The organism is Mesorhizobium sp. M0029, from assembly GCF_040323735.1.
Classification (GTDB): Bacteria; Pseudomonadota; Alphaproteobacteria; order Rhizobiales; family Rhizobiaceae; genus Mesorhizobium.
Genome location: NZ_JAMYVF010000005.1, coordinates 270,461 through 287,282 on the forward strand (window position 1 = coordinate 270,461; position 16,822 = coordinate 287,282).

At 63.9% G+C, this 16,822-nt stretch carries 20 protein-coding genes; 7 read left to right on the forward strand and 13 right to left on the reverse strand.

Translation table 11 applies throughout. The features are described from left to right. Positions 1-81 precede the first annotated feature (81 nt). Complete coding sequence (locus NKJ76_RS11755) at positions 82-882, reverse strand: helix-turn-helix domain-containing protein (protein ID WP_023739823.1); 801 nt, start codon at positions 880-882, stop codon at positions 82-84. 115 nt (positions 883-997) lie between these two features. Between NKJ76_RS11755 and NKJ76_RS11760 the strand changes: the two genes are divergently transcribed. Then, positions 998-1,855 carry an NHL repeat-containing protein gene (locus tag NKJ76_RS11760; protein ID WP_023710373.1) on the forward strand — a complete coding sequence of 286 codons (858 nt, stop codon included), beginning with the start codon at positions 998-1,000 and terminating at the stop codon, positions 1,853-1,855. A gap of 18 nt (positions 1,856-1,873) precedes the next feature. On the opposite strand, the gene NKJ76_RS11765 is transcribed toward NKJ76_RS11760, so the two are convergent. After that, positions 1,874-3,595 (reverse strand): SulP family inorganic anion transporter, encoded by a 1,722-nt coding sequence (locus tag NKJ76_RS11765; protein ID WP_352537469.1) that lies wholly within the window; start codon positions 3,593-3,595, stop codon positions 1,874-1,876. A gap of 79 nt (positions 3,596-3,674) precedes the next feature. Further along, positions 3,675-3,944, reverse strand: coding sequence for a helix-turn-helix domain-containing protein (locus tag NKJ76_RS11770; protein ID WP_023673276.1), 270 nt, complete (start codon positions 3,942-3,944; stop codon positions 3,675-3,677). A gap of 79 nt (positions 3,945-4,023) precedes the next feature. Here NKJ76_RS11770 and NKJ76_RS11775 point away from each other — a divergent pair, with 79 nt between their 5' ends. Then, positions 4,024-4,215, forward strand: coding sequence for a hypothetical protein (locus NKJ76_RS11775; RefSeq protein WP_352537470.1), 192 nt, complete (start codon positions 4,024-4,026; stop codon positions 4,213-4,215). A gap of 16 nt (positions 4,216-4,231) precedes the next feature. Here the strand turns inward: NKJ76_RS11775 and NKJ76_RS11780 are convergent, their stop codons facing one another. After that, positions 4,232-4,942, reverse strand: a complete 711-nt coding sequence (locus NKJ76_RS11780; protein ID WP_023687516.1) for a phosphatase PAP2 family protein — start codon at positions 4,940-4,942, stop codon at positions 4,232-4,234. 4 nt (positions 4,943-4,946) lie between these two features. Then, positions 4,947-5,288: a hypothetical protein gene (locus NKJ76_RS11785; RefSeq protein WP_023819282.1), complete on the reverse strand. Its 342-nt coding sequence runs from the start codon at positions 5,286-5,288 to the stop codon at positions 4,947-4,949. 240 nt (positions 5,289-5,528) lie between these two features. Here NKJ76_RS11785 and NKJ76_RS11790 point away from each other — a divergent pair, with 240 nt between their 5' ends. After that, complete coding sequence (locus NKJ76_RS11790; protein ID WP_023673272.1) at positions 5,529-5,753, forward strand: hypothetical protein; 225 nt, start codon at positions 5,529-5,531, stop codon at positions 5,751-5,753. Between the two features lie 15 nt (positions 5,754-5,768). Here the strand turns inward: NKJ76_RS11790 and NKJ76_RS11795 are convergent, their stop codons facing one another. The 3 genes from NKJ76_RS11795 to NKJ76_RS11805 form a co-directional block, all read right to left on the reverse strand. After that, positions 5,769-6,449 carry a GNAT family N-acetyltransferase gene (locus tag NKJ76_RS11795; protein ID WP_352537471.1) on the reverse strand — a complete coding sequence of 227 codons (681 nt, stop codon included), beginning with the start codon at positions 6,447-6,449 and terminating at the stop codon, positions 5,769-5,771. Next, entirely contained in the window at positions 6,446-6,931 is a 486-nt protein-coding gene (locus tag NKJ76_RS11800) for a MarR family winged helix-turn-helix transcriptional regulator (RefSeq protein ID WP_023819283.1), read from the reverse strand. Before NKJ76_RS11800 ends, NKJ76_RS11795 begins: the two co-directional genes overlap by 4 nt. A 232-nt stretch (positions 6,932-7,163) precedes the next feature. Then, positions 7,164-8,366, reverse strand: a complete 1,203-nt coding sequence (locus NKJ76_RS11805) for a flavin-containing monooxygenase (protein ID WP_352537472.1) — start codon at positions 8,364-8,366, stop codon at positions 7,164-7,166. A 133-nt stretch (positions 8,367-8,499) separates the two neighbouring features. On the opposite strand from NKJ76_RS11805, the gene NKJ76_RS11810 reads away from it, so the two are divergent. After that, on the forward strand, positions 8,500-9,531 hold the full coding sequence (locus NKJ76_RS11810) for a phosphatidylglycerol lysyltransferase domain-containing protein (RefSeq protein WP_352537473.1): 1,032 nt from the start codon (positions 8,500-8,502) through the stop codon (positions 9,529-9,531). Between the two features lie 192 nt (positions 9,532-9,723). Here the strand turns inward: NKJ76_RS11810 and NKJ76_RS11815 are convergent, their stop codons facing one another. Together NKJ76_RS11815 and NKJ76_RS11820 are read right to left on the reverse strand one after the other, a co-directional pair. Continuing rightward, the gene (locus NKJ76_RS11815; RefSeq protein ID WP_352537474.1) at positions 9,724-10,485 is read right to left on the reverse strand and encodes an ABC transporter permease; all 762 of its coding nucleotides are present in this window, start codon (positions 10,483-10,485) and stop codon (positions 9,724-9,726) included. Further along, entirely contained in the window at positions 10,482-11,408 is a 927-nt protein-coding gene (locus NKJ76_RS11820; RefSeq protein ID WP_023681262.1) for an ABC transporter ATP-binding protein, read from the reverse strand. Before NKJ76_RS11820 ends, NKJ76_RS11815 begins: the two co-directional genes overlap by 4 nt. A 270-nt stretch (positions 11,409-11,678) precedes the next feature. Here NKJ76_RS11820 and NKJ76_RS11825 point away from each other — a divergent pair, with 270 nt between their 5' ends. Both NKJ76_RS11825 and NKJ76_RS11830 read left to right on the forward strand, forming a co-directional pair. Then, positions 11,679-13,040: a cytochrome ubiquinol oxidase subunit I gene (locus NKJ76_RS11825; protein ID WP_352537475.1), complete on the forward strand. Its 1,362-nt coding sequence runs from the start codon at positions 11,679-11,681 to the stop codon at positions 13,038-13,040. 108 nt (positions 13,041-13,148) lie between these two features. Continuing rightward, positions 13,149-14,153, forward strand: a complete 1,005-nt coding sequence (locus tag NKJ76_RS11830; RefSeq protein ID WP_352537476.1) for a cytochrome d ubiquinol oxidase subunit II — start codon at positions 13,149-13,151, stop codon at positions 14,151-14,153. A 246-nt stretch (positions 14,154-14,399) separates the two neighbouring features. Here NKJ76_RS11830 and msrA read toward each other — a convergent pair whose 3' ends face one another. The 3 genes from msrA to NKJ76_RS11845 form a co-directional block, all read right to left on the reverse strand. After that, positions 14,400-15,125 carry a peptide-methionine (S)-S-oxide reductase MsrA gene (gene msrA, locus NKJ76_RS11835; protein WP_352537477.1) on the reverse strand — a complete coding sequence of 242 codons (726 nt, stop codon included), beginning with the start codon at positions 15,123-15,125 and terminating at the stop codon, positions 14,400-14,402. A gap of 111 nt (positions 15,126-15,236) precedes the next feature. Continuing rightward, on the reverse strand, positions 15,237-15,521 hold the full coding sequence (locus NKJ76_RS11840; protein ID WP_352537478.1) for a hypothetical protein: 285 nt from the start codon (positions 15,519-15,521) through the stop codon (positions 15,237-15,239). Between the two features lie 79 nt (positions 15,522-15,600). Beyond that, positions 15,601-16,302, reverse strand: a complete 702-nt coding sequence (locus NKJ76_RS11845; protein ID WP_352537479.1) for a DUF1223 domain-containing protein — start codon at positions 16,300-16,302, stop codon at positions 15,601-15,603. Positions 16,303-16,556: 254 nt separating this feature from the next. Here NKJ76_RS11845 and NKJ76_RS11850 point away from each other — a divergent pair, with 254 nt between their 5' ends. Continuing rightward, positions 16,557-16,796, forward strand: a complete 240-nt coding sequence (locus tag NKJ76_RS11850; protein WP_352537480.1) for an endonuclease domain-containing protein — start codon at positions 16,557-16,559, stop codon at positions 16,794-16,796. The last annotated feature ends 26 nt before the right edge of the window (positions 16,797-16,822 follow it).

The following is a 16,822-nucleotide window of genomic DNA, read 5'->3' on the forward strand; positions in this document are numbered from 1 at the left end:
TCGGCAAACCCGCCCCGTACAGTCTGGCAAATCAGCGCGCGAACTCTATCATGGTTTCGTTTTTGAAACGCGGCTGGCGCGTCAAGCCGGCAACGGGCGGCGTCCCTTTGCCGGAGCGGTGGGCCGGTCGGACGCACCGGCATCCCTGGGGTGCGGGCCGATCGGCATGATCGCCGGAAACGGGGTTGCGCCAAAAGCAAATGTCCATTTGTAGCCGGTCAGCCCGTCTTCCGGCGTCGTGTGCTGGTCGTGATGGGCGAGCAGTTTGGCGCGCTCGGCCAGTTCCTCTGCCTCGCGCTTGACCATCTCCGCCGTCTCCGGCCGCATCCGCCTGGAGAAAGAGACGAAGGTCGCTTCCCGCTCCAGATGGGTGATCGCCCAGCCGATGAAATTCTTGTTTGTCATCTCGAACAGCGGCCTGAGCGGCCCTTCGAAATTCCACTGGATCGGTGTGTCGACCAGCAGCCGTGCCGACAACCCGCTGCCCAGCGCAATGAGGCCGAGCGCTTCGAGATCGCGCAGATAGAGGAACATCGACGCTTCGCTCAAGCCTTGCGAGCGCATGACGCCCTCGGGCGTGAATTTCTCCGACAGCATGACGAAGATGAACAGCAACGCCGGCCGGCCGGCAAGCTTGCGCTCGACCTCCGGCGCGATGCGGTTGACCGGTCCCGGCCCCCGGTTCATCGACCCCAGCACGTTTTCCAGCTCGACGCCGGCGGCAGCGCAGATCCCGACGAGACGGTCGAGCTTGCAGTTGCGCTCGTGGAAGATGCGCTTCACCGTCGGCTCGGAAACGCCCATCCGCCCGGCTAGCTCACGATAGGTGACGCCCTTGGCCTTCAGCGTCCGCTTCAGCGCCTCGAAGATCAGGCCGTTCATGGGATGCACCTCTTTTGCGCCATTTCGTATCGGTTTCCGATACTAGCTCGAATCGCCCTTCCGGAAAAGTATCGAAACTCCTAGCTCTCCGCCATCCACCACAGGAGACCTGGCCATGAAAACCCTCATCCCCTCCATTTGTCTCGCCGCCTTCGGTATCGCGCTTGTGCCTGCGGCCGAGGCCGCCGAACTCTGGCGCGCCTCGGGCTTCGAGCAACCCGAATCGGCGCTGTTCGATGCCGCCAACAACCGCATCATCGTCTCCAACATCGTCGGCAATCCCGGGGAGGCCGACGGCAACGGCTATCTCTCGGTGCTGTCGCTGGACGGCAAGGTCGTTAGCCGGCACTGGACCGCCGGCATGGATGCACCGAAGGGCTCGGCGATCTCTGGCGGCAAGCTCTACGTCGCCGACATCACCAAGGTGCGCATCGTCGATCTCGCCAGCGGCAAGCTCATCTCGACGATCGATGTGCCCGGCGCCGTTTTCCTCAATGACGTGACATCGGACAGTTCGGGCAAGGTTTATGTCACCGACATGCTGGCCGATGCGATCTACCGCATTGACGGCGACAAGCCGGAACTGTTCGTGAAGGATGCGAAGCTCGCCGCACCCAACGGCATCTTTGCCGATCGCGATCGGCTGATCGTGGCGTCCTGGGGCAAGGGCATCAAGCCGGACTTCAGCACTGCCGCGCCCGGGGGCCTGCTGTCGGTCGATCTCGCGACGAAAGCCGTGACGCCGCTGCCTGGCGCACAAAACTTTGCCGACCTCGACGGCGTCGTCGCCATCGGCGACAGCATCTACGCCACCGCCTTCATGACCGGCACGCTCTATCGGTACAAAGTCGGCGAGGCGCCGGAGGCTGTAGAGCAGTTCAAGCCGGGCAGCGCCGATATCGGCACAGACGGCACGCGGATTTTCGTGCCGCTGATGAACGAAGGTGAGATCGCGGTGCTGAGCCTGGACTGACGGCGCACATTTGCCGGCTCAGCCAACGGGCGCGGTTTTGAGTTGCGCCCGCGCATCATTGATCGAAGCGGCAAAGGTCACCAGCGGCCGCTTGACGCCGTGGTTGATCAGCATGCGCCGCGTCTGCGGCGAGGCGCCGGCGATGATGAAACGCACGCCGGCGCGCTTCGCCTTGTGCGCCGCGCCCTCGATGACATTGGCCGCGGTGGAATCGAAGAAGGGCACCGCCGAACAATCGAGGATGAAGTTCTTGCGCTGGTCGGCGATGCGGTCGAGCACCGTGCCGACAGTCGAGGCGGCGCCGAAGAAGAAGGCGCCGGAGATGCGATAGACGACGGTGTCGGCGTCGCTTGCCTCGCTTGCATCGTAGGCGCGGCCGCTGCTGTCGGCGACATCGTCCTGCACCAGCGGCAAATCCGCCTCCACGGCGATCGACTTGGCCATGCGGTCGATGAACAGGATCGAGCCTAGCGCGAAGCCGACGACGATGCCTTCGGTGAGATCGCGGAAGACGACGATCAGGAAGGTTGCCATCAGCACCAGGGCGTCGCCGCGCGAAGCGCGCAGCAACGTGACGAAGGCCTGCTTCTCGAACATGTTCCAGCAGACAACCGCCAGCACCCCGGCAAGGGCGGCAAGCGGGATGTAGCTCGCCATTGGTGCGGCCACCAGCATGAAGACCAGCAGAAAAAGCGAATGCAGCATGCCGGAAACCGGCCCATGCGCGCCGGCCCGCACATTGGTGGCGGTGCGGGCGATGGTGCCGGTGGTGCAGATGCCACCGAACAGGGCAGACGCGATGTTGGCAAAGCCTTGCGCGACAAGCTCGCAATTGGAACGGTGCCGCCGCCCGGTCATGCCGTCGGCGACCACGGCCGACAGCAGCGATTCGATGGCGCCGAGCAGCGCAAAGGCCACCGCATCCGGCAGCACCGCAAGCGCCTTGTCGAGGCTGAGCGCCGGCAGCGCCGGAAATTGCAGGCTGCGCGGAATGCCGCCATAGCGGGTGCCGATCGTTTCCGCCGGCAGCGAAAGCAGCGCCACGACAAGGGAGGCCAGTCCGACGGCGATCAGCATGCCCGGCCAGCCGGGCCGCCAGCGCTTCACCCCGACGATGGTGGCGATGGTCAGCGCCGCCACCAGCGTTGCCGAGATATTGAGCGTGCCGGCCGCGTGGCCGATCGCCATCAGCTTCGGCAGCAGCGGCCCGGGCTCCGGCCCGGCAAGCCTCAGCCCGAACAGTTCCACGATCTGGCCGGAGAAGATGATGATCGAGATGCCGGCGGTGAAGCCGACCGTCACCGGGTAAGGGATGAATTTGATATAGGTTCCGAGCCGGAGATAGCCGACGGCGAGCAGGAAGATGCCGGCCATCATCGTCGCCAGCAGCAGTCCGTCGACGCCTTCGCGCTGCACCGTCGCCGCCACCAGCACGATGAAGGCGCCGGCCGGGCCGCCGATCTGGAAGCGGCTGCCGCCGAGCGCCGAGACGATGAAGCCGCCGACAATGGCCGTGAACAGGCCGCGCTCCGGCGTCACGCCCGAAGCAATCGCAATCGCCATCGACAGCGGCAACGCGACAATAGCGACGGTCAGCCCGGCCATGAAGTCGGCCTTGAACTGCGGCAGGCGGTAACCTTCGCGCCAGACCGTCACCAGCTTGGGCGTGAACAGCTCTGAAAATGTCGGCTTTGCCGACTTCTGGGCCGGTTGATGCACCGCCCGCCGGATCTGATCCATGGACTGCCTTCCGCTTGCGTGAAGGCGGCGGGATCGTCGGCAGGACTGTCGGCGGTCGCCGTCGCGACTATTTGCCGGCTCAGCCTTGCGGGTTCGGCGGCGCGACCGGCTTGAGGCGCACGCCCCGGCCGCCGCGCTCGCTGGTCTGGTTCTCGCCGATGAGCTCCACCCCGGCCTCGTCGAGAGCCTGGATAACCTTCATCAGCGTATCGACCACACCCCTGACCACGCCGTCACTCGCTTCCATGCGCTGGATTGTCGGAAGCGAAACGCCGGCACGCTCGGCGAGCGTCTTCTGATCGATGCCGGCCAGCGCCCTCGCGGCGCGCATCTGCGCGGCAGTGATCATCGGTCGGAACCCCCGTCTGAGTCTGCGGAGACGACGTGTAATACAATCATAGTGATGTTTCAACCATCATAAAGCATACATGAAACATGATCTCTCCACAAAGCCGGATGGCGGGATACGGGATGAGCATGCTACGTTAACCGCCTTGGCTCTTATTGGCGGGAAATATCAGTTGAAGATTTTCAGGACCTTGACGACGTCGGCAGCCTTGCTGTCGGCGGTTTTTCTGCTGGTAGGCTGCGGACACGGGCTGATCAACCGGCTGATTTGAATGTCGCTCCGGATCGTCAGTCTTCGGGCTCGTTGCCATCGGCCACCGCCTTGTTCCGCTGCAGCATTCGCGCCGCCAGCCAGCACAGCGTCGCCCAGGTGAAGCCGGCGCACCATCCCGCCAGCACGTCGGAAGGCCAGTGGACGCCGAGATAGACGCGGCTGACGCCGACCAGCAGCGTTACCAGCACCGCCAGGCTGAGGACATAGATTTTCGTCGTTCGTCCCGGCAGGAAGCGCGCTGCCAGCGAGCCCAGCGTGAGATAGGTCACCGCCGACAGCATGGCGTGGCCGCTGGGAAACGACAGCGACGTCTCGTTGGCCAGGTGCGAGACAAGATCGGGGCGCGGCCGGTCGATGCCGGCCTTGAGCAAGGTCGACAGCAGCTGCCCGCCGGCCACCGCGACAAAGATCAGCAGCGCCGTCCTCGGCCTGCGGATCAGCAGGAGGTAGACGATCACCGCCGTTACGATCAGCACCAGCACGCTGGAGCTGCCGAGGCTGGTGATGTCGCGCATCGCGCCTTCCAGCCATGCCGGGCCGACGGGAACATCCGGCTGACCCACTTTTCGGAAAGCGAGCAGGATCTCAGTATCGAAAGCGTGCGGCGTGGTGGCCCGCGCCACCTCCATCAGTTCCTCGAAGCCCCACAGCCCGGCGGCTATCACCAGCCCGGCCAGCAGCACCGGAAATTCAAGCCAGTTGGTGAACGCACGCGGGGTCTTCATCGGATTACAGTCGCCCCTGCAGGTAAGGCCCGAGCGAGATCAGCACCACCGCAGCGATGGCCAGCACGATGCCGGTCGCCTGCAAGGCATTGACGCGTTCGCCGAAGAACACCAGCGCCACCACATTGACCGCCACCAGTTGGATCACCGCCGACAGGCTGAACGACACCGACATGCCGAACTCACGAACCAGCCGCAGCATCATCAGATTGCCCGCCGTATAGAGCGCCAGTGTCAGCACGATCTTGCCAAGGCTTGGCGCCAGCCCCCATTGCTTGGCCGCGATTGCCGCCAGCAGGAAGATCACCGTCGAAACGACGATCTGCGCCAGTCCCCAGAAACTCACTTTTGTGCCTCGCTGTCGTTTGTGGCAGCCCTTGTTTCGCAAGCGCGCCGACACGTCAAGCAGACTGCGGCGAGACAGGCCCGACGATGACGAGAGGTGGCTGAATGAATGGCAGCACGATCGCGGTCTGATTGCAACGCTCGGGCCGGATTAACGCAAACCCAGGCAGCTGCCCACCCAAGCCCCGGAAAAGAATGGACATTTAAACATGGCGCCCTACCTCTTCTGGAGGAGAGTGCCATGCCAAAGTCCGTCTATGACCGTGGCCTGCTGAAACCCGACGACATCGCCAGGCTGCAACGCGTGTTCGACGAAGCCTGCCGCAGGCGCGACGTGCATCCCGATTCGGCGGAGGCGCGGGAGATCGCGCTGAACCTGCTTGCGCTGCACAATGCCGGGATGGTCGAGGAAGATATGCTTATGGAAACCGTGGGTTTCCGCAGGTTGGAGCCGAAATCAGCCTGAGGCCCGCAAGGCGGCCTATCCGGCGCGCTGCACGACGGCCACATTCATCTCTGCCCTCAGCCTGAAGCCGATGGACTCGTACAACCGGACCGCGCCGGCATTGCTGGCATAGGCATGCAGGTAGGGAACTTCGCCGCGCGCAAAAATTCGGTTGGCCACGAACACCGACAGCAGCCGGCCGAGGCCGCTGCCGCGAAATTCGGGATGCGAGCAGACGCCGCTGAGTTCGCTGTAGCCGGGCTGCTTCATGCGCTCGCCGGCCATCGCCGCCAGCCGGCCGTCGATCTTCACGCCCCAGAAGTCGCCGAGGCTCAGCGCCTTGAGGGTGAACGGGCCGGGCTTGGTCAGTGACGCCAAAGCAAGCATCTCGGCCGCGTCGTCCTGCGTCAGCTGCTGCACACGCTCGTCCGACACGGAAGGCAATGGCGCCTCGGCAACCATCTGAACGCCGAAGGCGGTCACGGTCGCGGTCAGTTCCGGCGGCAGGGCAATGGGGTCCGCCTGGAGCATGAACACGCTCTCACCTGCAGGAATGAGGCTTGCGAGCGCCTGCAGGCTCTCAGCGTCGTCTGCCCCGGAAGCCGCGAAGGGGACGATCGAGGAGGGATAGCGCCTGGCGAGCCTGTCGCCATACGCAAAGATCCGATGCCGCGTGTCGAGCGCGCTCCAGACCGGACGATCGAGGACATGGCTCATGGCGCGACATCCTGTTTCACACGACGGTCGAGTGGGGCCGCCGCCAGGCCGTCCTCTATTGCCGAGAGTTGTTCGAGAAGCGGCCCCGCAAGGCCTTTGCACAAGTCGGCAACGGCGTTCTCGATGCGCGGCCAAACGTCCCGCTTCGCCACATCGACCAGGCGCTGGCCGTTCGCGGTCAGCGAGATCATCCTGCGGCGCTGGTCGTCGTTCGATGGCGCGGCCTCGACCAGCCCCAGTTCGGCCAGCAGCGCCACGCTGCGCGTCACCCCCGGCTGGGTGATCCCCATTGACTGCGCCAGTTCGCCGACAGGCAGCGGCCCAAGCCGGTCGAGCGCGGCCAGCAGAGGATACTGGCTGGACTGCACCGGCACCTCCAGCCCATTGAGCATGCGCTGCGTATCGGCCTGCAACTGCTCGCCGATGCGCTTCAGCCTGCTGCCGAGGGTGAGATAGCCAAGGGATCGAATGATGTCTTCCATGGTCGGTTTGTCCGATTTTGATAACATCTTATATAACAAGACATGAAGTGGATTCAAGCGCCTGCGTTGGGAGATTGGCCGCAAGCTCTCAGCTTCGTCATCCCACGGGCGAAGCAGCCGCGCAGCGGCGTCGCGAAGACCCGAGAATGACGAAGGGACAGGGCGCTTCGGCTAACCGCCAAAATATACGATCCCGCCATGCAGATGTGTCGGACCAAGCGCACCGAAGCGTCTACAACTCCCTGGCGATCTGACGGGCAATCGCTTCGGCCTGCAGTCCGGCGCTGTGAAAATAGCTGGTCAGGCTTGGCCGCATGCCGATGAACCACAGGCCGGGCTGGCCGCTCGGGGTGCCGCCATTGGCCTTCGGCACGCCCTTGGCGTCGAGCACGCCGAGATCGCCCAGCATGGCCTCCAGGCCGGTGCGATAGCCGGTTGCCGCGATCACTACATCCGGCTCGAGCACCGTGCCGTCGTTCAGCCGCACGCCGGCGCCTTCGAAAGCCGCCACCGGCGCCACCACCGAAATCCGTCCGGCCTTCAGCGCTGCGACGGCGCCGTCGTCAACGGCAATAGCGATCTGCTCGACGCCGAGCCGGCTGGCGCCGCCCTTCGGCGCCGGCGGCAGGCCGAAGCGGGTGAGGTCGCCGAACACCAGCCGCTGCGTCGCGGCAATCGCGGCATCGGCAATCCACGTCGGCAGCATCGCCATGAAACCGCCGAAGCGCGCCACGGCGACCTTGCCGATCCGTTTCGGCATCAGCGACGGACCCTGCGTGGCTGACAAGCAGATGGCCTTGGTGTCGGCGCGGGCGAGGTGGTTGAGCACGTCGAAGCCGGAATTTCCGGCTCCGACCACCAGCACGCTTTTGCCCACATAGTCCTGTGCTGTGCCGAAATCGGCGGCGTGGACAAGTTTGCCGGTGAAAGTCGCCTTGCCTTGCCAGTCCGGCGTCCATGGCAAGCGGTCGCGGCCGGTGGCGACGATGACATTGCGGGCGCTCAGCGTTTCCCGGCCCGTATGGACGAGCCAGCCATTGCCTCTGCGTTCGATCCGCTCGACGGCGGTGCCGAATTCGACCCTTATGCCGCGCGCGCGGACAAAATCCTCGAGATAACCGACGATGGCATCCTTGTTCGGAAAGGCGGCGGTGCGGGGCGGATAGGCAAGGCCGGGCAGGGTCGACAGCGCGCGATGCGTGTTGAGGGTCAGCTTCTCGTGCCGCCCTCGCCACGGTTCGGCGATCCGCGGCTCCTTTTCAAGCACGACGACCCGCACGCCGCGCCGGCCAAGCGCGTCGGCGGCCGCCAGCCCCGCCGCTCCGGCGCCGATGACGATAACCGTATAGTCGGGTCCTTTCGGCCCCAGGACGATAGGCATCGTTTCGCTTGTCGTAGCCGCCATTCGGTCGAGATTTCCTTTCAGGTGCGCCATGGGGACCCGTCCTATATGGCACGTCCCATATGGCACAGGGGCGATATGATCGATAATGAGGTCGCGTCAATGCGACTGATTCGAGGCCCTGGGGGCAAGCCTCTGTTTATCATCGGCACGCGGAAGCTCGACCATGCCCTCCTTGCGCATCTTTCTCGACAGACTGCTGGAGGGCGCCGCAGCCAAGGTGCCGCGCCAGGATTTTTCGCATGTCGAGCGGCTGGCGCTTGTCCGCCGGCACGGCGACTTCTCGCTGGCCTATTCGACCGCCGTGCAGCAAAAACTGTCCTATTTCGGCGACGCCGACGGCTACATCGCCTTCGGCACCAAGATGAAGCACCATTTCGCGCTCGGTGACCCGGTCGCCCATCCGGCCGATCGGCCCGACTATATCAGGCGCTTTGTCGAAGCCGCCGACAGCCCGTGGTTCGTGCAGATCGGCGAACCGACGGCGCGCGTTCTGGCAGGGCTCGGCTACCAGGTCAACCGCCTCGGCGTCGACACGCGGCTGGAACTGCCGGCTCACGATTTTTCCGGCAAGCGCAACGAAACCGTGCGCTATTCCGAACGCTGGCTCTTGAAGAAGGGGTTTTCCTTTGGCGAAGGAGCGGTCTATCTCGACGAAGTCCAGCGCCTGTCGCAGAACTGGCGGGCCGACCGCATCGTCAAGCGCTGGGAGATGGCCTTCCTCAACCGGCCCTTTGCCGATCATCTCGGCATCGATATGCGCCGTTTCGTGCTCTACAGCCCGGAAGGCGAGCTCGTCGCCCTGCTCGATTTCGATCCGATGTTCAGCGGCGGCAAGGTGATCGGCTACACCACCTCGTTCAAGCGCAAGCACATCGATGCCTCGCCGCATGCCGAAATCGGGCTGACCAAATTCGCCGTCGACCGCTTTCGCAATGAGGGCATTTCGGTCGTCACGCTCGGCCTGTCGCCGATGCTCGATGTCGGAGCCAACGGCTTTGCCGAATCGAGCTTCTGGCGCAACGCCTTCGAGCGGGCCTATGAGTCTCCCTGGGTCAACCGCAGCAAGTTCAACCTCAAAGGCCAGGCGGCGTTCAAGCGCCGCTTCCATGGCGTCGAAGAACCGACCTACATCGCCTTCCGCGAGGGCAGGCTGATCGAGATGCTGGGGTTGCTGCGCCTCATCAAGGCGATCTAGCAAGAAGCGTGGCGGCCAACGTGGCCAATTTGCCCCCAGCAAAACTGTTGATTTGACCGGCGCACGGGCGATCGCCTATTTGCATGTCGCTCAAAAGTGGTCCCGATTTGAGCAAACGACATGCATAAAAACAAAGACCTAATGCGCGTCGCCTGAGTCCGTTCAAACGCGACGCGCTTTAGAGCGGCAGGGTCAGTTGCGCAGCCGGTAGCCGGTCCGGAAGATCCAAGCGACGATGGCGATGCAGATGGCGAGGAACACCATCGTCATGCCCAGGCTGACGGCGACCGAGACATCGGACTTGCCGTAAAAGCTCCAGCGGAAACCGCTGATCAGGTAGACGACCGGGTTGAACAGCGTCACCGTGCGCCAGGTCTCGGGCAGCATGTTGATCGAATAGAAGCTGCCGCCGAGGAAGGTCAGCGGCGTGATGATCAACAGCGGCACCAGCTGCAATTGCTCGAAGCTTTTCGCCCAGATGCCGATGATGAAGCCGAACAGGCTGAAGGTCACCGCCGTCAAGACAAGGAAGGCCAGCATCCAGAACGGATGCTGGATGGTGAGCGGCACGAACAGCGAGGCCGTCGCCAGGATGATCAAGCCGAGGATGATCGACTTGGTCGCGGCGGCGCCGACATAGGCGATGACGATCTCCAGATACGACACCGGCGCCGACAAGAGCTCGTAGATGGAGCCGACGAATTTCGGGAAATAGATGGCAAAGGAGGCGTTGGAGATCGACTGCGTCAACAGTGAGAGCATGATCAGGCCGGGCACGATGAAGGCGCCGTAGCTGATGCCGTCGATCTCGGTGATGCGCGAGCCGATGGCCGAGCCGAAGACGACGAAATAAAGCGATGTCGAGATCACCGGCGAGACGATGCTCTGCAGCACGGTGCGGAACGCACGCGCCATCTCGACCCGGTAGATCGCCCATACTGCTCGCCAATTCATGGCTCTTGCCTCAACAGATTGACGAAGATCTCCTCCAGCGAGCTGTTTTGCGTGTCCATGTCGCGAAACTGGATGCCGGCCGTCTCGAGTTCGCGCAGCAGCGATGCGACGCCGGGGCGTTCGCTCTGATTGTCATAGGTGTAGGTCAGCTGTGTGCCATCGCCCGACAGCTCCAACGCGTAGTGCGAAAATGCATCGGGAATGGCGGTGAGCGGGTTGCGCAATTCGACGATCAGGCGCTTGCGGCCGAGCTTGCGCATCAGTTCGGCCTTGCCCTCGACCAGGATGATCTCGCCGCGGTTGATGACACCGACACGGTCGGCCATCGCCTCGGCCTCTTCGATATAGTGCGTGGTGAGGATGATGGTGACGCCGTCGTCGCGCAGCCGCCGCACCATCGCCCACATGTCCTGGCGCAGTTCGACGTCGACGCCGGCCGTGGGTTCGTCGAGGAACAGGATGCGCGGCTCATGTGACAGCGCCTTTGCAATCATCAGCCGCCGCTTCATGCCGCCCGACAGCGTGATCGCCTTGGCGTCCTTCTTGTCCCACAACGACAAGTCGCGCAGCACCTTTTCGACGAAGCCCGGATTGGGCGGCTTGCCAAACAGGCCGCGACTGTAGGTGACGGTTGCCCAGACGCTCTCGAACGCGTCGATGGTCAGCTCCTGCGGCACCAGCCCGATCAGGCTGCGCGCGGCGCGGTAGTCTCGGTTGATGTCGTGGCCGTCGACGGTCACCGTTCCCGACGAACGGTTGACGATGCCGCAGACGATCGAGATCAGCGTCGTCTTGCCGGCGCCGTTCGGCCCCAGCAGCGCGAAAATCTCGCCGCGTTCGATGTCGAGGTTGATTTCCTTCAGCGCCTTGAAGCCGGTGGCGTAGGTCTTGGTGACCCCGGCAATCGAAATGATGGAAGGCAAATTCGTGGAAGACATGAGGCCGAAAACGACTGTTTGAAAGAGGCGGGGATTATTATTGCGCTGAATGTCGGTGTGCAGGCTCGGAAGTCAATGCCGCTGCTGACAATTGTGGACAAACGTTCCCCTTTTGCCGTTTCGTCATGGGGGTGTCGGGGCGCTGACGGTTTGATACGATCTGCTGCGACAACGCGCCCCGCGTGACGCCAAGCCGCTTTGACCGGACCGCATCCGCCGCCTATTCTGCGCCAACAAACAGCAGCCGGAGCCCGCATGGACCCGCTCATCCTGTCGCGAATGCAGTTCGGGGCGAATATCTCGTTCCACATCCTGTTTCCGACCATCACGATTGCGCTTGGCTGGGTGCTGCTGTTCTTCAAGCTCCGCTACAACGCCACCGGCGATTCCGCCTGGATGCGCGCCTATTTCACCTGGGTAAAGGTGTTCGCGCTGTCCTTCGCCATGGGCGTGGTCTCGGGCGTCACCATGAGCTTCCAGTTCGGCACCAACTGGCCGGGCTATATGGAGCATGTAGGCAACATCGCCGGGCCGCTGCTTGCCTACGAGATCCTCACCGCCTTCTTCCTCGAAGCTGCCTTCCTCGGCATCATGCTGTTCGGGTTCCGCCGCGTCTCCAACCGCGTCCACACGCTGGCGACGGTATTGGTCGCCGGCGGCACCACGCTGTCGGCCTTCTGGATCATTGCGCTGAACTCCTGGATGCAGACGCCGGCCGGCTTCGAGATGATCGACGGCAAGGCTCATCCCGTCGACTGGTGGGCGATCGTCTTCAACCCGTCCATGCCCTACCGCCTGACGCATATGCTGCTCGCCTCCGGCCTGACGGTGTCGTTCCTGATCGCCGGCCTGTCGGCGCTGCGCTATCTCACCGGCGACCGGTCGGAATCGATGTGGAAGGCGCTGCGCACCGGCGTCTTCACCGCCGCCATCCTGATCCCGATCCAGATCTTTGCCGGCGACCAGCACGGGCTGAATACGCTGGAGCACCAGCCGCAGAAGATCGCCGCCATGGAGGCGAACTGGAACACCGGCCCCAACGTGCCGCTGGTGCTGTTTGCGCTGCCCGACGAGGCGGCGAAGGAAAACAAAATCGAGATCGCCATTCCCGACGGCGCCAGCATGGTGCTGCGCCATTCCACCAGCGGCATCGTGCCGGGGCTGAACGACTATCCCGGCCTGCATCCGCCGGTCTTCCCGGTGTTCTGGGGCTTCCGCATCATGGTCGGCACCGGCATTTTGATGCTCATCGTCTCGTGGTCGGCGACCTTCTTCCTCAAGCGCCGCCACAGCCTGCCCAAGCCGCTGGCCATGCTGATGGTGCCGATGGCGCTCTCCGGCTGGCTGGCGACGCTGGCCGGCTGGTACACCACCGAAATCGGCCGCCAGCCCTGGCTGGTCACCGGCGTGCTGAAAACCGCCGACGCTATCGGCCCGGTCGCCGGCAGCCATGTCGCGCTGACGCTCGCCATCTATCTCATCCTCTATGTGCTGCTGTTGATCGCCTATCTCGGCGTGCTGGTGCACCTGGCGCTGAAGGCCGCCAAGGACGGCGATACCTCGCCGCTCCCGGGCGTCATGAAGACGGCGATGTCGCAACCGGCCGCGGGAGAGTGAGGAATGGTCCGCGTAGCGGACGAAAAGCCAACGATTTGGCTTTTCGAATGACGAACGCCCGGAGCCATGGCGAAGGGCAGAACCGTTGATGAGAGGGATGACAGACCGATGACCTTCGACTGGCCAACCGCGCTGCCCCTGATCTTCGCCGGCCTGATGGGCCTCGCCATCCTGATCTACGTCATTCTCGACGGTTTCGATCTCGGCATCGGCATCCTGTTCTCGGTCGCCGAAGATGCCGAGCAGGACACCATGATCGCGGCAATAGGCCCGTTCTGGGATGCCAACGAGACCTGGCTGGTGCTGGCCGTCGGCCTGCTCCTGGTCGCCTTCCCGCTGGCGCATGGCGTCATCCTCACCGCGCTCTACATTCCCGTCTTCGTGCTTTTGGTCGGCCTCATCCTGCGCGGCGTCGCCTTCGATTTCCGCGCCAAGGTGCCCGCCGGCAAGAAGCATCGCTGGAACCGCATTTTCTTCCTCGGTTCCGTCATCGCCTCGCTGGCGCAAGGCTATATGCTCGGCGTCTATGTGCTTGGCCTCGATGTCGGTTTTGGTGGCATCGCTTTCGGCGCGCTGGTGGCGCTCTGCCTGTCGGCGGCCTATGCAGCGATGGGCGCGGCCTGGGTCATCTACAAGACCGAGGGCGATTTGCAGAGGAAGGCGGTGGCCTGGCTGCGCACGGCCCTGGTGCTGACCGCGCTCGGCATGGCGGCGGTGTCGCTGGCGACCCCATTCGCCAGTCCGCGCATTTTCGCCAAATGGTTCGTCTGGCCCGAAATGCTCTATCTGTCGCCGCTGCCGATCCTGTCGGCGCTGCTGTTCCTGTGGCTGTGGCGGCAGACCTTCCATCTGCCCAAGCCCGACGATCGCCACGCGCTGCGGCCGTTCCTGACGCTCGCCGCCATCTTCGCGCTCGGCTTTGCCGGGCTTGCCTGGTCGTTCTATCCTTTCGTGGTGCCCGACAGGCTGACCATCTGGCAGGCGGCGTCGGCGACGGAAAGCCTGGCCATCATCCTCGCCGGCACGGTCGTCGTGTTGCCGGTGATCATCTTCTATTCGTTCTATGCGTATCGGGTGTTTGGCGGGAAGGCGACGGATCTGACGTATGATTGAAGGGCTCTCTAATCGCGGTTTGCGCGAGGCACCCCCCTCTGGCCTGACGGCCATCTCCCCCTCAAGGGGGGAGATCAGCTCCTCACTGCGGCCTTCGCCAACCTTGCAAGATGAGCACCGTCAGCGACGCTGCCAATCTCACCCCTTGAGGGGGAGATGCCCGGAAGGGCAGAGCGGGGTGCTGTCCCGCTGGCGTCTCAGGTAGGGCGTCGCCGCTCTCTGCGTCCGGCCAAGTCCTATCGCCCCTCAGCTCTTCCCCGCCAGCACCAGCACCGGCTTCTCGCTGTACAACCCCGGGAACAGCGCCTTCAAATTCGCCACCTTGGGCAGGTCGTTGTAGACGATGTAGGGGTAGGTCGGGTTCAGCGTCAGAAAGTCCTGGTGATATTCCTCGGCCGGATAGAAGGTTTTGCCCGTCTCCAGCGTGGTGACGATGGGTTTTGAAAACACCTTGGCCTGGTCGAGCTGGGCGATGTAGCTCTGGGCGATCTTCTGCTGCGCATCGTTCTCGGCAAAGATGGTCGAGCGGTACTGGGTGCCCGAGTCGGGGCCCTGGAAGTTCAACTGCGTCGGGTTGTGGGCGACCGAGAAATAGACCTGCAGCAGCTGGCCATAGGTCACCTTGGACGGATCGTAGGTGATCTCGACCGATTCGGCGTGGCCGGTGCGGCCGCTGCCCACCGTTTCGTAGACGGCGTCATCCTTGGCGCCGCCGGTGTAGCCGGAGACGGCCTTGGTCACGCCCTTGACGTGCTGGAACACGCCCTGCACGCCCCAGAAGCAGCCGCCGGCGAAGATAGCCTTCTCGCTGCCGCTGGCGGCCTTCTCGTCCATTGCCGGCGGCGGGATCACCACCGCGTCCTCGGCCGAGCGCGCAGGGCTCTGCCAGAAGGCGGCCGCGGCGGCGGCGACGATGAGCGCGGCAAGCGCCCTCTTGAAGATCGGCGTTCTCGTCCTTGCAATGCCGGTCATGTCTGATCTCCTTGATGGTGGCGAAGACTATACGACAGAACGTCCCGCCTGGTTTCTCAAATTGCCGTGCGCCGGCCCGGCCACTGTGCGGCCGGGCCATGGGACCCAGCCTTATTGCGCGGGCGCCATGGCGTCCGCCGGCTTCATCGCATCCGTTGCGGGTTTCATGGCATCGGCCGGCTTCATGGCGTTGGCGGCGGGTTTCATCGCATTCGTCGCCATTGGGTCGGCTGGCTTGATGGCATCGGTCGCCGGCGCCATCGCATCGGTCGCGGGCTTCATCGCATCAGTTGCCATCGCCGGCTTCATGGCGTTGGTCGCTTCGTCCCCGCGGGCGCCGGAGGCGAAGGCGGTCATCGAAAGCGCAAAAGCGAGCGCGGTCAGGGTCTTGGTCATGATGGTATTTCCTCCTTGAAGAGGGCGCGCGGATGCGAGCCCGGTTATGCCGCGCTAGCGGCGTTGCGTAGAAAAAGAATCAGTCGGCGGCTGCAGCCAGGATCGGCCCACCACCCGGCGACTGCACCAGCACCGCGGTGCTCAGCCCGCCGCTTGCCGCCGGCAATGGCAGTGTGGTGGCGCCGCCGCTCCAGCTGCCGAGTTTCTCCAGCGAGTGCACGACATTGGCATGCGGCAGCGTGCGGCCGGTATTCTCGCCGCGCGCCACCGGCACTTCGATGACGCCCTTGTTGTAGCGAACCAGCCAGACATCGGCGCGGCCGGCCGGCGCGGAACCGGCGCCGATGCTGATCTTGCCGCCGTCGAGCGACAGCGTCGGCCCGTTCGTGCGGCCATTCGCGGAAATCAGCTGCTCGATCTCGCCTGATGCCGCGCCCACCGCATCGGCACCGCCATTGACCACGACCTGCGGCGTGAACGGGCCGGAGCGGCCGAGCGACGGCTCATAGCGCACCTGGCGCTGGGTGAACTCCTCGCGGCCGAAAATGTCCTTCCAGCCGAGATAGTCCCAGTAGGTGACGTTGAACGACAGCGCCAGAACACCCGGCTCGTCCTTGACCTTGATCAGGTTGGCATTGGCCGGCGGGCAAGACGAACAGCCCTGGCTGGTGAACAATTCGACCACGGTGAGCGGCTGGGCGAAGGCGGTGCCGCCAAGCATCATCAGCGCGGCGCCTACGGCAGCCAGCATGCCGGCGCGTTTTGGGTTTAGTCCAGTCATCGGGGGTCTCCGTTGCGGCGGGTTCATCCCACACTTCGCCGCTGCCCGAGGCTTCGTTACATGGTTCACCGTTTCGTGATTGGGGGCGGACGCGTCGTTGCCTTCTCCCCTTGTGGGAGAAGGTGGATCGGCGCGAAGCGCCGAGACGGATGAGGGGTGTTCCAGCGGAGTGAGACGTTGGTTAATCTAACGTCACGCCACATCAGCCCGTCGCTCCTGCCAAACGAAACTTTGCCCGTTCGCTCCGACGTGAAATGACGGAGGCGGAAGACAAACTGTGGCACGAACTACGTGACCGCAGGCTCGATCGGATCAAATTTCGGCGCCAAGTTCCTGTTGGAAAATACGTCGCCGATTTCGCTTGTCTTGAATCACTCCTCATCATCGAGATCGATGGGAGTCAGCATGCGGACTCAGAGTCAGACCAGGCCCGTAGAACGGAACTGGAGGCGAGAGGCTTCGTGTGTTGCGCTTTTGGAACGACGATGTCCTGAAAGACATGGACAGCGTCTGCACCACG

Bases quoted from the DNA above. Each gene is read 5' to 3' on its own strand.
- NKJ76_RS11755 (WP_023739823.1), bottom strand. From the start codon at position 882: ATGAACGGCCTGATCTTCGAGGCGCTGAAGCGGACGCTGAAGGCCAAG.
- NKJ76_RS11760 (WP_023710373.1), top strand. From the start codon at position 998: ATGAAAACCCTCATCCCCTCCATTTGTCTCGCCGCCTTCGGTATCGCG.
- NKJ76_RS11765 (WP_352537469.1), bottom strand. From the start codon at position 3,595: ATGGATCAGATCCGGCGGGCGGTGCATCAACCGGCCCAGAAGTCGGCA.
- NKJ76_RS11770 (WP_023673276.1), bottom strand. From the start codon at position 3,944: ATGATCACTGCCGCGCAGATGCGCGCCGCGAGGGCGCTGGCCGGCATC.
- NKJ76_RS11775 (WP_352537470.1), top strand. From the start codon at position 4,024: ATGAAACATGATCTCTCCACAAAGCCGGATGGCGGGATACGGGATGAG.
- NKJ76_RS11780 (WP_023687516.1), bottom strand. From the start codon at position 4,942: ATGAAGACCCCGCGTGCGTTCACCAACTGGCTTGAATTTCCGGTGCTG.
- NKJ76_RS11790 (WP_023673272.1), top strand. From the start codon at position 5,529: ATGCCAAAGTCCGTCTATGACCGTGGCCTGCTGAAACCCGACGACATC.
- NKJ76_RS11795 (WP_352537471.1), bottom strand. From the start codon at position 6,449: ATGAGCCATGTCCTCGATCGTCCGGTCTGGAGCGCGCTCGACACGCGG.
- NKJ76_RS11800 (WP_023819283.1), bottom strand. From the start codon at position 6,931: ATGGAAGACATCATTCGATCCCTTGGCTATCTCACCCTCGGCAGCAGG.
- NKJ76_RS11805 (WP_352537472.1), bottom strand. From the start codon at position 8,366: ATGGCGCACCTGAAAGGAAATCTCGACCGAATGGCGGCTACGACAAGC.
- NKJ76_RS11810 (WP_352537473.1), top strand. From the start codon at position 8,500: ATGCCCTCCTTGCGCATCTTTCTCGACAGACTGCTGGAGGGCGCCGCA.
- NKJ76_RS11815 (WP_352537474.1), bottom strand. From the start codon at position 10,485: ATGAATTGGCGAGCAGTATGGGCGATCTACCGGGTCGAGATGGCGCGT.
- NKJ76_RS11825 (WP_352537475.1), top strand. From the start codon at position 11,679: ATGGACCCGCTCATCCTGTCGCGAATGCAGTTCGGGGCGAATATCTCG.
- NKJ76_RS11830 (WP_352537476.1), top strand. From the start codon at position 13,149: ATGACCTTCGACTGGCCAACCGCGCTGCCCCTGATCTTCGCCGGCCTG.
- msrA (WP_352537477.1), bottom strand. From the start codon at position 15,125: ATGACCGGCATTGCAAGGACGAGAACGCCGATCTTCAAGAGGGCGCTT.
- NKJ76_RS11840 (WP_352537478.1), bottom strand. From the start codon at position 15,521: ATGACCAAGACCCTGACCGCGCTCGCTTTTGCGCTTTCGATGACCGCC.
- NKJ76_RS11845 (WP_352537479.1), bottom strand. From the start codon at position 16,302: ATGACTGGACTAAACCCAAAACGCGCCGGCATGCTGGCTGCCGTAGGC.
- NKJ76_RS11850 (WP_352537480.1), top strand. From the start codon at position 16,557: ATGACGGAGGCGGAAGACAAACTGTGGCACGAACTACGTGACCGCAGG.